At 61.2% G+C, this 14,122-nt stretch carries 14 protein-coding genes and 1 tRNA gene; 7 read left to right on the forward strand and 8 right to left on the reverse strand.

The window, feature by feature from the left end; translation table 11 throughout:
* Window positions 1–24: 24 nt before the first annotated feature.
* Complete coding sequence (locus SA190iCDA_RS09470) at window positions 25–354, reverse strand: Arc family DNA-binding protein (RefSeq protein WP_070886701.1); 330 nt, start codon at window positions 352–354, stop codon at window positions 25–27.
* Window positions 355–776: 422 nt separating this feature from the next.
* Here SA190iCDA_RS09470 and phnN point away from each other — a divergent pair, with 422 nt between their 5' ends.
* Window positions 777–1,355, forward strand: coding sequence for a phosphonate metabolism protein/1,5-bisphosphokinase (PRPP-forming) PhnN (phnN, locus tag SA190iCDA_RS09475; RefSeq protein ID WP_070886702.1), 579 nt, complete (start codon window positions 777–779; stop codon window positions 1,353–1,355).
* Window positions 1,356–1,373: 18 nt separating this feature from the next.
* Here the strand turns inward: phnN and SA190iCDA_RS09480 are convergent, their stop codons facing one another.
* From SA190iCDA_RS09480 to SA190iCDA_RS09490, 3 genes are all read right to left on the reverse strand, one after another.
* Window positions 1,374–1,556 (reverse strand): PA3371 family protein, encoded by a 183-nt coding sequence (locus tag SA190iCDA_RS09480; RefSeq protein ID WP_139159522.1) that lies wholly within the window; start codon window positions 1,554–1,556, stop codon window positions 1,374–1,376.
* A 187-nt stretch (window positions 1,557–1,743) separates the two neighbouring features.
* Window positions 1,744–1,980 carry a hypothetical protein gene (locus SA190iCDA_RS09485; RefSeq protein WP_070886703.1) on the reverse strand — a complete coding sequence of 79 codons (237 nt, stop codon included), beginning with the start codon at window positions 1,978–1,980 and terminating at the stop codon, window positions 1,744–1,746.
* Between the two features lie 178 nt (window positions 1,981–2,158).
* Window positions 2,159–2,626 (reverse strand): Lrp/AsnC family transcriptional regulator, encoded by a 468-nt coding sequence (locus tag SA190iCDA_RS09490; RefSeq protein ID WP_070886704.1) that lies wholly within the window; start codon window positions 2,624–2,626, stop codon window positions 2,159–2,161.
* A 198-nt stretch (window positions 2,627–2,824) separates the two neighbouring features.
* Between SA190iCDA_RS09490 and SA190iCDA_RS09495 the strand changes: the two genes are divergently transcribed.
* The 4 genes from SA190iCDA_RS09495 to SA190iCDA_RS09510 all read left to right on the forward strand — a co-directional run bounded on the left by SA190iCDA_RS09495 (window position 2,825) and on the right by SA190iCDA_RS09510 (window position 9,176).
* Window positions 2,825–6,292, forward strand: a complete 3,468-nt coding sequence (locus SA190iCDA_RS09495) for an indolepyruvate ferredoxin oxidoreductase family protein (protein ID WP_070886705.1) — start codon at window positions 2,825–2,827, stop codon at window positions 6,290–6,292.
* 223 nt (window positions 6,293–6,515) lie between these two features.
* A tRNA-Arg gene (locus tag SA190iCDA_RS09500) sits at window positions 6,516–6,590 on the forward strand.
* A gap of 446 nt (window positions 6,591–7,036) precedes the next feature.
* Window positions 7,037–7,684, forward strand: coding sequence for a YceH family protein (locus SA190iCDA_RS09505; protein ID WP_070886706.1), 648 nt, complete (start codon window positions 7,037–7,039; stop codon window positions 7,682–7,684).
* 160 nt (window positions 7,685–7,844) lie between these two features.
* Complete coding sequence (locus tag SA190iCDA_RS09510; RefSeq protein ID WP_070886707.1) at window positions 7,845–9,176, forward strand: MFS transporter; 1,332 nt, start codon at window positions 7,845–7,847, stop codon at window positions 9,174–9,176.
* A 215-nt stretch (window positions 9,177–9,391) separates the two neighbouring features.
* Here SA190iCDA_RS09510 and SA190iCDA_RS09515 read toward each other — a convergent pair whose 3' ends face one another.
* From SA190iCDA_RS09515 to flgA, 4 genes are all read right to left on the reverse strand, one after another.
* A complete protein-coding gene (locus SA190iCDA_RS09515) occupies window positions 9,392–10,141 on the reverse strand; it encodes a flagellar brake protein (protein ID WP_070886708.1) in 750 nt (249 codons plus the stop codon).
* 78 nt (window positions 10,142–10,219) lie between these two features.
* A complete protein-coding gene (locus SA190iCDA_RS09520) occupies window positions 10,220–10,687 on the reverse strand; it encodes a flagella synthesis protein FlgN (protein ID WP_070886709.1) in 468 nt (155 codons plus the stop codon).
* A gap of 105 nt (window positions 10,688–10,792) precedes the next feature.
* Window positions 10,793–11,131: a flagellar biosynthesis anti-sigma factor FlgM gene (gene flgM, locus SA190iCDA_RS09525; RefSeq protein ID WP_070886710.1), complete on the reverse strand. Its 339-nt coding sequence runs from the start codon at window positions 11,129–11,131 to the stop codon at window positions 10,793–10,795.
* A 144-nt stretch (window positions 11,132–11,275) separates the two neighbouring features.
* Window positions 11,276–12,034, reverse strand: coding sequence for a flagellar basal body P-ring formation chaperone FlgA (gene flgA / locus SA190iCDA_RS09530; protein ID WP_070886711.1), 759 nt, complete (start codon window positions 12,032–12,034; stop codon window positions 11,276–11,278).
* Window positions 12,035–12,113: 79 nt separating this feature from the next.
* Between flgA and SA190iCDA_RS09535 the strand changes: the two genes are divergently transcribed.
* On the forward strand, window positions 12,114–13,037 hold the full coding sequence (locus tag SA190iCDA_RS09535; protein ID WP_070886712.1) for a chemotaxis protein CheV: 924 nt from the start codon (window positions 12,114–12,116) through the stop codon (window positions 13,035–13,037).
* 100 nt (window positions 13,038–13,137) lie between these two features.
* Window positions 13,138–13,965, forward strand: coding sequence for a protein-glutamate O-methyltransferase CheR (gene cheR, locus SA190iCDA_RS09540; RefSeq protein WP_070886899.1), 828 nt, complete (start codon window positions 13,138–13,140; stop codon window positions 13,963–13,965).
* Window positions 13,966–14,122: the final 157 nt, after the last annotated feature.

The following is a 14,122-nucleotide window of genomic DNA, read 5'->3' on the forward strand; positions in this document are numbered from 1 at the left end:
CCTGCGCTTATTGCCGATGTCGCATCAGTCGTCGTTGCCAGCGGCCATCTCGGCATCATGCGCGATCAGCGCAACGAGGGCGTTCTGCTGGCGGCGCGACAGCTGGCGAAAGCGCTGCAGCAACTCTCGCTCGTGCAGCGATAGTTCGGGGCTGTCGAGGCGGGTGTCGAGCTCATCGTCCAGGGCGCCTTCCTGAAGCATGCTCTGCTCCAGGCGAGCGATGATCTCGGAGTTCATGCTGCGGTGGTGTTGGCGGGCCACATCAGCAATGCGTTCGCGCATGCCGTCGGGCAACCGAACGACGAATTTGTCAGCCGTACGGCTGGAGTAGATAGCCTGTTTCATAGGGCGCATACATCAACCAAATTAGTTCAGGGAAACGAAGCTGTAATGGCATATAGCTACGGAATGTCAGGGTTCTGACCATCTTTCGCACCTGCCGTTCAACGACGTCGGCATTTTGTCTGGTGATCGTACATCGTGCTAGCAGATAATTGACGCCAATTACGTGTCGTATTCTGGCCCGAGTACCGGCTTTTTGCCAGCACAACTTATCGGAATTGATTCCGATTGCGCGCAGCGTCGCATTTCTTGTGGATGGCAGTGGGCCGCACTTGGTGATTTTCTTCAGTTATCGAGATAAAAAAATCATTCTTATGCAGTTGAATGCGCTGCCACCTGCTTAGGATGCGAACTGGGTATCATCAGTGACGACTGGGTGCCGTCGCGTCGGTGGTTGGCTGACAGGTGATAATTCACGCAGATGAGGTGGTTTCATGAACGTTGGCAGGCTGATCTACCTGATGGGGCCTTCCGGTGCCGGCAAAGACAGCGTGCTGCAAGGGTTACAAGAGCGTCTCGACGAGTCGCGCTACCGGATTGCTCGCCGTATCATCACGCGATCGGCCGAGGCGGCGGGCGAAGAGGCCGTTGCCGTTTCGCCAGAGGCCTTCGCCACGCTGGAAGCCGCTGGAAACTTCGCCATGGCGTGGCGTGCCAACGGCTTGGCCTATGGCATCTCCAGGGAAATCGATGGCTGGTTGCTGCAGGGGTATCAGGTGGTGGTCAATGGGTCGCGGGGGTATCTGGGTGAGGCTCGCGAGAAATACCCGACCCTTGTACCGGTTCTGCTGAAGGTCGAACCCGCCATTCTGCGGGCCAGGCTCCTGGCACGAGCCCGCGAAAGCGCCGATCAGATCGAGGCGAGGCTGGCTCGCAGCGCCGCGTTCGCCGATAGCGATACCCTGCATGGAGATCCCGGCATCCTTCGCCTTGATAACTCCGCAAGCCTCGAGGCGACGGTGAAGCGGCTGCTCGATATCCTCGAAAACCGCCCGGGCAGTGAGGCCCCTTGAGCCTCGAATACCTGTGCTTCAGCGCAGGACGGGGTCGAACTTGACGCGCTTGCCGATCAACAGGGCGACCGCCAACGACACGCCGCTTACCGCCAGGGTGATCTTGGCGAGGGCGGTGAGCCATTGGACTTGATCGGGTACCGCCAGCGCTGCACCGGATAGAAAGGCGATCAGCAGAAACAATACCGCTGGTTTAGACATCATGCTCTCCTCGCGCGGCAGGCTTGCCAGCTAGAAAAAGGGATCGTGGGGGCCATTGTGCTCATCGTTGGAGCTTTGCGGTGGGACTCGATCCGAGAGTCCATCGATCAGCCAGATGGAAGCACAGGTAATGGTGGCCAGCAGCAGTACGAAACCGGGGAAGAATACGCTCCACATGATCAGGCGCTCAGAAGGTGAAGCGCTGTTGCGGGCTGGGCTTCCATTCACCGGTGGTCAACGGCTTAGCGACGAACTGGCCCGGCTCGACCTTGGTGGCATGCTGGAACTGCACCGGTGTGGCGCGGATCTGCTGCACCAGTTGCATGGCGGTGGCCTGCTGCTGATTGTTCTGGAAATTGGCGAATGCGGCCCCTGCAAGCAGGGTCAGGGCGATGGCGGTGGCCAGAGCGATGAGGCTGTTCATGGAATGGGTTCTCGCATTCGAATTCTATGCGAGTGAAATAGCAGTTCCCGTGCCAGGAGTTTATTCTGAAAAATTCGTTTAAAATCAATGAGTTGCATATGTTACCATTGGACTTTTCCGTGCATGTTGCAAGGCGCCTGAGTTGCCGCGTTGCAAAATGCACGGCTGCTGTTGCGACTCAGTCCAGAGGCAGTTCGGTTGTGCGTTTGACTTCGCTCATCGCGATACCGGAATGAGCCTCTTGCACATGGGGCCTCTGCAGCAATTGGTCGCGTAAAAAGCGCTCGTAACTGGCGATATCCCGTGCCACCACCTTGAGCAGATAGTCCGAGCTGCCCGCCATGGTGTAGCACTCGATGACCTGGGAATAGCCGGCGATCGCGCGCTCGAACTCATCCAGATTGCTGCGACCATGTGCCGACAGCTTGATGCTGACGAACACCGTAATGGTGAACCCAAGCCGCTTGTGGCTGAGCAGCGCAACCTTGCGCTCGATGAATCCCTCTTCCTGCAAACGATTGATACGGCGCCAGCAGGGTGACTGGGACAACTCGACCTTCTTGGCGATTTCCGCCGCGCTCAGATCGGCATTGCGTTGCATGAGGCGAAGAATTCGCCGGTCTATGGCGCTCAGGGAGTCCTGCATGTTCGTTTCCCATTTTTGATTATTTTCGAAACGTTCATGCGCAGTATTGGCATTGGCGGCATAAATAGGAAAGAAAAAATCGCCACGCTCCGGTCTATGCTTAAGGCAGTCATCCACACAGTGATCCTGGTGGATGCAGGCAGGTGATTAATCGTGTCACCTGACAGGTCGCTATAAAAACAACAGGAGCGCCGTCTTATGTCTCTGGCCGAAATCCGTCTGGACGACAAATACCGTCTCGCGACGGGCCATTTGTACCTCACCGGCACCCAGGCGCTCACCCGCCTGCCCATGCTGCAGAAACAGCGGGACGCGGCCGCCGGGTTGAACACCGCCTGTTTCATCTCCGGTTACCGTGGCTCGCCCCTGGGCGGGCTGGACAAGAGCTTGTGGGAGGCGCGCGAGTTTCTGCAGCAGAACGCCATCCATTTCCAGCCGGGGGTCAACGAGGAGCTCGGCGCCACGGCGGTGTGGGGCAGCCAGCAGACCAATCTTTTTCCCGGTGCGCGCTACGATGGCGTATTCGCCATGTGGTACGGCAAAGGGCCCGGTGTCGATCGCAGCGGCGACGTGTTCAAGCATGGCAACTCCGCCGGCGTATCGCCCCATGGCGGTGTGCTGGTGCTGGCCGGTGACGACCACGGCTGCAAGTCCTCGACCATCGCCCACCAGAGCGAGCACGCCTTTATCGCCGCCTCGATGCCAGTGCTCAACCCGGCCAACGTTCAGGAAATTCTCGATTACGGCATCATCGGCTGGGAGCTGTCGCGCTACAGCGGCTGCTGGGTGGCACTGAAGACCATCGCCGAGAACGTCGACTCCTCCGCAGTTGTGGATGTCGATCCACAGCGGGTGCAGGTCAGCATCCCGGATGACTTCGAGTTGCCCGAGGACGGTGTGCACATTCGCTGGCCCGACCCGCCCCTGGCCCAGGAAAAGCGCCTCAACGTCTACAAGATCTACGCGGCCCGGGCCTTCGCCCGTGCCAATGGCCTCAACAAGATAATGCTCGATTCGCCCAATCCGCGCCTGGGGATCATCACCACCGGCAAATCCTACCTCGATGTACGTCAGGCACTGGATGACCTGGGCCTGGACGAGGCGCTCTGCGCGCAGATTGGCCTGCGGGTATTGAAGATCGGCATGAGCTGGCCGCTGGAGCCAGTTTCTGTACATGGCTTTGCCGAGGGCCTGGACGAGATTCTGGTCGTCGAGGAAAAACGCAGCATCATCGAGGATCAGTTGACCGGGCAGCTGTACAACTGGCCGGTCGGCAAACGGCCCAGGGTGGTCGGTGAATTCGACGAGCAGGGCCGGTCACTGCTGCCCAACCTGGGCGAGCTGACCCCGGCGATGATAGCCCGGGTCATTGCCCGGCGTCTGGCGCCGATTTACACCAGCGCCGCGATCGAGGCGCGCCTGGGCTTTCTCGAGGCCAAGGAAAAGGCCCTGGCGGCGCGCAGTTACAACACCGTGCGCACGCCGCATTTCTGTTCGGGCTGCCCGCACAACAGCTCGACCAAGGTGCCCGAAGGCAGTCGTGCGATGGGCGGCATCGGCTGCCACTACATGACCCAGTGGATGAGCCGCAGCACCGATACCTTCACCCAGATGGGCGGCGAAGGGGTCACCTGGATCGGCCAGGCACCGTTCACCGACACGCCCCATGTGTTCCAGAACCTCGGCGATGGCACCTATTTCCATTCCGGACACCTGGCGCTGCGCGCCGCCGTCGCGGCCGGGGTGAACATCACCTACAAGATTCTCTACAACGATGCGGTGGCCATGACCGGCGGCCAACCCGTGGATGGCGAGCTGCGTGTCGACCAGCTCAGCCAGCAGGTATTCGCCGAAGGAGTCAAGCGCATCGCGGTGGTCAGCGACGAGCCGGACAAGTACCCGAGCCGCTCCAGCTTTGCACCGATCACCAGCTTTCATCATCGCCGCGAGCTCGATGCGGTGCAGCGCGAGCTGCGTGAGTTCAAGGGCGTCTCGGTGATCATCTATGACCAGACGTGTGCGACCGAAAAGCGTCGGCGTCGCAAGCGCGGCAAGCTGGTCGATCCGGCGCGTCGCGCGTTCATCAATGCTGCGGTATGCGAGGGTTGCGGCGACTGCAGCGTGAAGTCCAATTGCCTGTCGGTGCTGCCGCTGGAAACCGAGCTGGGACGCAAGCGGGAAATCGACCAGAACGCCTGCAACAAGGACTTCAGCTGCCTCGATGGCTTCTGCCCCAGCTTCGTCACCGTGCACGGCGGCCAGCTGCGCCAGCCCCAGGCGCTCGGCGCCGGGGCGCTGTTCGTGGCCTTGCCGGAGCCGCGGCAGCCATCCCTTGATCGGCCATGGAACATCCTGTTGCCCGGCGTCGGCGGCAGTGGCGTGACCACCGTGGGCGCGCTGCTGGGCATGGCGGCGCATCTGGAAAGCAAGGGCTGCACCGTGCTCGATCAGGCCGGCCTGGCGCAGAAGTTCGGTCCGGTGAACACCCATGTGCGCATCGCCGCCCGCCAGGATGATATCTACGCCGTGCGGATTGCCGCCGGTGAGGCCGACCTGCTGATCGGCTGCGACCTGGTGGTGGCGGCCGGTGAAGACGCGTTGGCCAAGCTCAACGAGAAGGTCTCCCACGCGGTGATCAATGATCACGAAGCGGCCACGGCGGAATTCACCCGCAACCCAGACGCCCAGGTACCGGGACCGGCGATGCGCCAGGCGCTGATCGACGCCGTAGGCGCCGAGAAAACCTGGTTCGTCGATGCCACGCAGCTGGCGACCCGTCTGCTCGGCGACAGTATCGCCACCAACCTGTTCATGCTCGGCTATGCCTACCAGAAAGGCCTGGTGCCCATCAGCGCCCAGGCCATCGACAAGGCCATCGAACTGAACAACGTGGCGGTCGAGTTCAACCAGCAAGCGTTTCTGTGGGGGCGGCGGGCTGCCTACGACGCCGCTGCCATCGAGCGCCTGGTTCGCCCGCAGGGCAGTGAGAACGTACGCTGCACCACGCTCGATGAACTCATCGAAGACCGTGTTGCGCGCCTGACCGCCTACCAGAATGCCCGTTATGCCGATCGCTATCGCCAACTGGTCGGCCGCGTCCGCGCACGCGACAGCGACTCAAGGCAGCGCCTCACCGAGGCGGTGGCGCGCTATTACTTCAAGCTTCTCGCTTACAAGGACGAGTACGAGGTGGCGCGTCTGTACAGCGATACGGCGTTCAGCGAAGCGTTGCACGGGCAGTTCCAGGGCGATTTCCGCCTGCAGTTCCACCTGGCGCCGTCCTGGCTGAGCCGCACCGATCCGGTGACGGGGGAGCCCCGCAAGCGCAGCTTCGGGCCATGGATGCTGAGTGCCTTCAAGGTGCTGGCCACGTTGCGCGTACTGCGTGGCACCTGGCTGGACCCCTTTGCGCGCAGCGAGGAGCGCAGGCTGGAGCAGGCGTTGATCGGCGACTATGAACGCAGCGTGGGTCAGTTGCTGGAGGCGCTCGATACCGGCAACTACGAGACCGCGCTGGCCATCGCCGAGCTTCCAGAGCAGATCCGTGGCTTCGGGCACGTCAAGGTAAAGGCCGTGGAGCGGGTACGCACCCAGGAGCAACAGTTGCAGGCGAGGCTCAAGTCGGGCCAGGCGGTGGTCGTGAAACTGTTCGAGCCGGCGGCCTGATTGCCTGCACCGACATGACAAATCCGCTTGCGCTGGTTAACATGCCGCCCGGCGCCCAAACAGGCCGTTGAAAAACGTAGGCGAGGCAGACAGCGCAAGGCAAAAACATGCGAAAAAAGCGGAGTGTACGAGTAGTACATGAGCATTTTGAGCCTGTTTTTAACGCTGCGATGGTAACGCAGCTAGTTTTTCAACAGCCTGCCAAGGGCGCCGGATCAATTGGGTCTCCTTAGTTCAACGGATAGAATAAGCCCCTCCTAAGGGCTAGATGCTGGTTCGATTCCAGCAGGGGACGCCATGATCCGTACGCAATGCCCGCCCTCGATGGCGGTCGTGTCCCAGTTTGCGTTAGCCTGAAAAAAAGCAAAAAATCGCCGGGAGCGATTTTTGACGTCGGCTCTGCCGACGGCCCGAAGGGTGGCCGGCAGGGACGGCAGGCCACAAAAAAAGACCCGGCAAAAAGCCGGGTCAATAACCGTGATTAGCCTGATGAGGAGATAAACTGGAAGCATCCGACCAGGAAGCCTTCAGATTATCCAACCAGCCTCGCGGCTGGTGATGTAGATAATAGTCATTCTCGATTATTAGTCAATAAAAATACTTCTCATTTGCCGTTTTCCTTGGTTGTCGATTGCGTGTGTGTTGAAAATCAGCGACTTGCATGACCACAAAATTCGCTTCACCTGTGTCAACCGCATCGCACTCAGGCTACGCTAGGGGCAATCCCCAGGCCTGGTGAGCGACATGACCCAAGATAGCAACGACACGTCTCCGTTGAGCGCCGCTGAAGCGCGTATCCTGGGCTGCCTGATCGAAAAGCAGGCCACCACTCCCGAAGCCTACCCGCTGACCCTGAATGCGCTGGTGCTCGCCTGTAACCAGAAAACCAGTCGTGACCCCCTGATGAACCTAACCCAGGGCGCGGTAGGGCAGGGGTTGCGCAACCTGGAGGAGCGCGGTTTCGTGCGTCTGGTCATGGGTAGCCGTGCCGATCGCTGGGAGCATCGGATCGACAAGGCCCTCGAATTGGTGGCGCCGCAGGTGACCTTGCTCGGTCTACTGCTGCTACGTGGGCCGCAGACCACTGGTGAGCTACTGGCGCGCAGCAACCGCCAGTACGATTTCGATGACACCCAACAGGTGCAGCACAACCTCGAGCGAATGATCGGCCGACAGTTGGTGGCCCTGGTCGGACGCCAGGCTGGGCAGCGTGAGGAACGTTATGCCCAACTGCTCGGTGATCCCGAGCAGTTGCAGGCGCAATTGCAGGCGCGGGCGCAGCGCCAGGAGCCATCGAGTGGCGGCGCAACGGAGCGTCTGGAGGTGCTCGAGGCGCGTATCAGCGCCCTGGAAGCGCGGCTGGCGCTGCTGGAAAACAAGGCAGCCGACTGAGCCGTCCGCAGAGTGCTCGGAATGAGTGAACTGTGTCCGATGCGTACCATCCATATGGCACAGCGGCAGCTTGGTAGCCCCGGATGCAGGGTGACTTGCCGGGCCGCCCGTCGAACATAGGCCTGCTCTCGAAGCCGGTACAAGGAGTTGTTGCAGCCCAATGCGCCTGATCTGGAAATCCTTCAGTTCCCTCTACATCGCCACCGTCCTGATGCTGCTGGGCTCCGGCCTGCTCAGCACTTACCTGGCGTTGCGCCTGGCCGAGTCCGGCGAGGGCGTATGGGCCGGTGCGCTGATGGCGGCCAATTATTTCGGCCTGGTGCTCGGCGGCAAGATCGGCCACCGGCTGATCGCCCGCGTGGGCCATATCCGCGCTTACGTGGCCTGTGCCGGGGTGGTGACGGCGGCAGTGCTCGGTCACGGCCTGCTCGACTGGCTGCCGGCATGGCTGCTGCTGCGTGTGCTGGTCGGTCTGGGCATGATGTGTCAGTACATGGTGATCGAGAGTTGGCTCAACGAGCAGGCGGAAACCAAGCAGCGTGGTCTGGTCTTCGCCGGCTACATGGCCGCGTCCTACCTGGGGTTGGTGCTCGGCCAACTGGTGCTGGTGGTGCATCCGACCCTGGGGCTGGAGCTGCTGATGCTGGTGGCGCTGGCGTTCGCCCTGTGTCTGGTGCCCGTGGCGTTGACCCGGCGCCTGCACCCGGCGCCGCTGCGCCCCGCGCCCCTGGAAATGCGCTTCTTCTTGCGCCGCGTTCCGCTGTCGCTTACCACCATTGGCGTTGCCGGCCTGATGATTGGCTCCTTTTATGGCCTGGCGCCCCTTTACGCCGCCGAGATGGGGCTGGCGAACGAGCAGATCGGTATCTTCATGGGCTGCTGCATCCTTGCCGGGCTGGTGGTGCAGGCGCCCCTGGGCTGGCTGTCGGATCGCTTCGACAGGGTCAAGCTGATCCGCGGCATGTCAGGTTTGATGGTGCTGGTCGCGTCGCCTCTGGCCATCGTTTCCGAAGCGCCGTTGCTGCTTCTGGTGTCGGTGGGCTTCATCGTCAGCATGCTGCAGTTCAGCCTCTACCCGTTGGCCGTGGCATTCGCCAACGACCACGTCGAGACGGACCGGCGGGTGTCGCTGACTGCCATGTTACTGGTCACCTTCGGGGTCGGTGCCTGTATCGGGCCGCTGCTGGTCGGTGTGCTGATGCGCTTTTTTGGCGCCAACATGCTGTATGCGTTCTTCTGCCTGTGCGGGCTGTTGCTGGTTTGGCGAGTGCGTTCGAATATCGTCACCCACCTGCATCAGGTCGACGACGCGCCGCTGCAGCACGTGGCCATGCCGGTGAACATGACTGCATCGCCGTTGGTTGCCGCGCTGGATCCGAGGGTCGACGAGCAGGTGGTGCAGGAGCAGATGCAGGAGCCCGTGGCGAGCGAACCCGAAGACGCCGAAAGCCAGAGCGATGGCCCGCAGCCTTCCTCCACGCCACAGGCCTGACGCGGAAGGGCTAGGGTCTGTTGATGTTTCACGCACGGCCCTACGGGTGGGGGCCGCCTAGGGTGCGCGAGAAATCGCCATACGTCGCTGGAGGACTTGGCAAGGGAAATCGCGAACGGCTAGTCCATTACCTGCGTCCCCCGCCTGGCGGATCGCCGCCCGGCCTGGCGAGATTTCTCGCGGCAACGCGGCTCGCGTTGAAACGTCAACAGACCCTAGAGAAAGGTGTCGCTCTCGAAGCGGCGCGCCTCGCGCTGTAGCTGGTAGACGAAACGTTCGATCAGGCGTTGCTGCAGGCCACTCAGGTTGTCGAAGTGCAGGCCCGCGTAGGTGACGTCGAGCTTGTCGTCGTAGCGGGTGTGACGCAGCTCGATGGCCGTCTCCAGCTTGCCGACGGGTAGCTGCGCGCTGAACATCTCGTAGATCTGCCCAGGTTGCAGTTGCTTGCCGGCGTCGCCAGGGAGGCGAATCTTGCAGCCCGAGGCAGAGATGTCCAGCATCAGGCCTTCGAGCGGGTTGCGCAGTCGCGTTCCGCCCAGTTGTACCTTGACCTGCTCCGATTGCTTGAGCGCGGCACGAAAGGCGTTGCGTCGCTGGTGGTAATGCACTTCGGCGGGAATGGCGCCGATGTAGCAGCGCTCCCCCTGGTGCTCACCCGTACGCATGCCCGCCGGGCAATCCCAGGCGATGCGCACGCCGTCATGCTGAGATTCGACGCTGAAGGCTTCGCCATTTTGCAGGTAGCGTTCGCCGTCACTGGGGATCATCTGATCGAGAACCAGCAGGTTGCGCTCTCGGTCGATTTCGATCACGTAGCTCTGGAAGCGCTGGTTGCGCTCATGAAACGTAAGGGTCAGCGGGTCATGATGCTGTTGCAGGAGACGTAGGTTGGCAACGATTTCCACCGGTGCCTTGAGCACCTTGGGAGGTTGCGGGCCACAGTCCTGAGCGAAGGGGTTGGACACGGTCCAGTGATCTCCGGGGCGAGGTACTGCTGCGTTAAATGAGGCACCGGGTGCATCACCGCGCATCTTGTCGTTATGTCAGGCCTGGCTGAGCGGGCGTTTGTTGCCGATTTTAGCGGTACTGCCGCTGCTGTCATAGAGCGACGGCGTTTCCGCGCCGCGCAGGATGCCGAGCATGCTGGCCGTGGATTTCTGGCTGGAGCGAATGACTCGGCCGTTGCGCAGGTTGGCTTCCTGGCAGCGCTCGAGCAGCTCGTTCAATTGCTCGCTGGCCTGGATCAGTTCGTCACCCCTGTCCGAACGCTCGGCAAGCGCCTGCAAGCCTGAGCGGTCAGGGCTCAACTGCAGGCTGACCAGGGCTTGGGTGCGGCTTCTGCCGTGTTGCTCGAGGGAGGCCAGCAGCGGTTGCTTGCTGGCCAGAATGTCCTGCAACTTGCTCAGGTCATGTTCGCCAAGGGCATCATATTCGGCGTCGATCAGCTCAAGCAGTTGCGCTGCGTAGCCGATATCCTCGTTGAACAGGTCGAGCAGGGGCGTGATGTTCATGGTTCAGGCTCTCCGGGGTGAAACCTTCAGGCGCGCGTCTGCTGTAGCAGCGGACTGGCATCAAGACGGTTTTCGGGCGTCCAACACCCCAGTGCGAGCCGAAGACTAGCGCTGGGATTCGAAATTGAGCAGCTTGCTGGCGACGCGCTGGCTGTCGACCTGGTAGCTACCGTCAGCAACGGCCTGTTTCAGCTTGGCCACTCGATCACTATCGACGGCAGGCTGGTCACGCAGCTTGTCGACGGTTTTCTGCAACTGTTGTGCTTCGCTGCTCAGCTGAACGGACTCGCCGCTCTTGCTGCCGGCAGCAGGGGTCGGCTGAGCCGCAGCGGTGCTGCCAGCGGCCTTGTTGTCGATGGCTTCGTTCTTGCCGCCCTGGGTGCTGCCCGCACGGGTAGTGCTGGCTGGCGTGGAGCTGTTGAGTCGGTTGAAGTCGATGACCATGATGCAAAACCTCTAACGGTGTGTGGACGCTTGCCTAGTGTGTCGGCTGTGCCCGGAAAAACTTTAGGCAAAAAAAATCGCGTCGCCTGCACAGTCTAAAACAGCCTTGCCCGATCGTCAGCCAGTCCGTTGGTCGAGCCGTCCTCACATCGACACTTCTACCTGTCCGGGGCCCACCACGCGGGCGCGCACCACGCGTTGCGAACGCTGGTTGCGTACGCTGATCTGCTTGCCCACGGCGCCGTCGGAAAGCGCTTCGCCGGGCATGCGCACGTTGATGCCGCCGCTGCGTGCGCTGATCACCACCTGGTCGCCTCGGCGGATGACTTCCGCCTGGCGAATGAAGGTGGGGGATAGCACCTGGTCGGGTTGCAGGGGGCGGGTGGTCTTGCGGCCAATCGCCTGGTCCAGATCGATCATGTAGCCCTGGTTGAGCAGGCCGACGTCGCGCTCGGCAAGCATCAGGTCGCCTTCACCGAGTACCCCTTCGCGCTTGACCGGGCGTACCACGGTGACCACCTCGCGATAAAGTCGCACCTGGCCCGGAACGAACACTGTCCAGGGGGAGGTCCCGTCACAGCGCACCCGCGTCGTTACCCGGCCAACCGGTTCGGCCGGCGTTTCCAGGGTGATCGTCAGCGGTTGATCGCACAGGGGCAGGCGTAGCCGTGGGTCGAGGCGGTTGATTTGCACCTCGTGGCGCGCCTGAATATTGCTGCGCTGCAAATAGTCTGCAACTGCCTGCTCAAGAAAGCGCTGGGTCTCGCCGATAAGCTGATCGGGCAGGGTGACGGAGGCAGTCGTCAGCGTGCTATAGCCGAGCGCCAGCAAAGCAGGTAAAACTGCCAGGCAACGAAGGCTCTTGGCCATCGCCCGTCGGATAATTGTCATTTGTGCATTCATGTCTGGTTCGAAGCAAGGCGCGTGCCGCCTGCTACGCTAACCAAATCTGATGTGTTACTGGAATCTTGGGAGCCCGTACATGGCCGGTGTGATGGATTCGGTCAACCAGCGAACTCAGCTGGTTGGGCAAAATCGCCTGGAACTGCTGCTGTTTCGTCTCGACGGCTCTCAGCTGTACGGGATCAACGTCTTCAAGGTGAAGGAGGTGTTGCAGTGCCCAAAACTCACCATTATGCCCAAGTCGAGCCCGGTGGTTCGAGGCGTGGCCAACATCCGCGGCGGTACGATCCCCATCCTGGATCTGTCCATTGCCACCGGCAAGCGTCCGCTGGCTGACCTCAACGGCAGCTTCGTCATCATCACCGAGTACAACACCAAGGTGCAGGGTTTCCTGGTGCGTTCGGTGGAGCGCATCGTCAACATGAACTGGGAAGAGATCCACCCGCCACCCAAGGGCACGGGGCGCGATCACTACCTGACGGCGGTCACCCGGCTGGATGACAAGCTGGTCGAGATCATCGACGTCGAGAAGATTCTCGCCGAAGTGGCGCCCACCTCCGAAGTGATCTCGGCAGGGGTGATCGATGACGAAGTGCAGACCAAGGCCGTCAGCCAGCACGTGCTGATCGTCGATGATTCCTCGGTCGCCCGTAAGCAGGTGATGCGTTGCCTGCAGACCGTTGGCGTGGAGGTCACGGCGCTGAACGACGGTCGCCAGGCACTGGAGTACCTGCGCACGATGGTCGAGGCCGGCAAGACGCCGGAGCAGGAATTGCTGATGATCATCTCCGATATCGAGATGCCGGAGATGGACGGTTATACCCTGACCGCAGCGATCCGTTCCGATCCGCGCATGCAGAAGCTGCACATTCTCCTGCATACTTCACTGTCCGGTGTGTTCAACCAGGCCATGGTAAAGAAAGTGGGGGCCGACGACTTTCTGGCGAAATTCCGCCCGGATGATCTGGCTTCCCGGGTGGTGGAACGCATCAAGGCTGGCTGATCGTCGCAGCGTCAACAGGGCTGGCAGGTACCGGCAAACCGGCGAGCGCTTCTGGGAGCGTTCCCCGTATCCGATTCAACAGATGGGCGAGGCCTCACGAGTGTCTTCAGGTAATTTGGATTTCGAGCAATTCCGGATCTTTCTGGAAAAAGCCTGTGGCATCGTGCTGGGCAGCAACAAGCAATACCTGGTTTCCAGCCGACTCAACAAGCTGATGGAGAGTAACGGCATCAAGACCCTGGGCGAACTGGTGCAGCGTATGCAGAACCAGCCGCGCAGTGGCTTGCGCGAGCAGGTGGTCGATGCCATGACCACCAACGAAACCCTGTGGTTTCGCGACACCTATCCCTTCGAAGTGCTGAAGAATCGCGTGTTGCCCGAGCTGATCAAGGCCTATCCCGGGCAGCGCCTGCGTATCTGGTCGGCCGCCTGCTCGTCGGGTCAGGAGCCTTATTCGCTGTCGATGAGCATCGATGAATTCGAGCGCAGCAATATCGGCCAGCTCAAGGCGGGAATCCAGATCGTGGCCACCGACTTGTCGCCCACCATGCTGAACAACTGCAAGTCGGGCGAGTATGACAGCCTGGCCATGGGCCGGGGCCTTGCCCAGGATCGCCTTCAGCGTTACTTCGACCCCAAGGGGCCGGGGCGTTGGGTGGTGAAGCCGGCGGTCAAGAGCCGTGTGGAATTCCGACCACTCAACCTGCTCGACAGTTATGCCAGCCTTGGCAAGTTCGATATCGTGTTCTGTCGCAACGTACTGATCTACTTCTCGGCGGAAGTGAAGAAGGACATCCTCACGCGTATCCACGCCATGCTCAAGCCGGGCGGTTACCTGTTTCTCGGTGCATCCGAGGCGCTCAACGGGTTGCCCGAGAAGTATCAGATGGTGCAGTGCAGCCCAGGCATCATCTACAAGGCAAAGTGATTCTTGCGCCCTGAACAAAACGGGAGGCCATGGCCTCCCGTTTTTCTTTGTCCCCACCCAACAGCTGACGATGTTCTGTCGTCGCGGCGTCAGAAAAGCGGCAAATGGCTGTTGATATTGCCGCTGCCACCTTGCCAAACGGCGGAAAAGCTTTGCC

Source organism: Pseudomonas argentinensis (assembly GCF_001839655.2).
Lineage (GTDB): Bacteria > Pseudomonadota > Gammaproteobacteria > Pseudomonadales > Pseudomonadaceae > Aquipseudomonas > Aquipseudomonas argentinensis_B.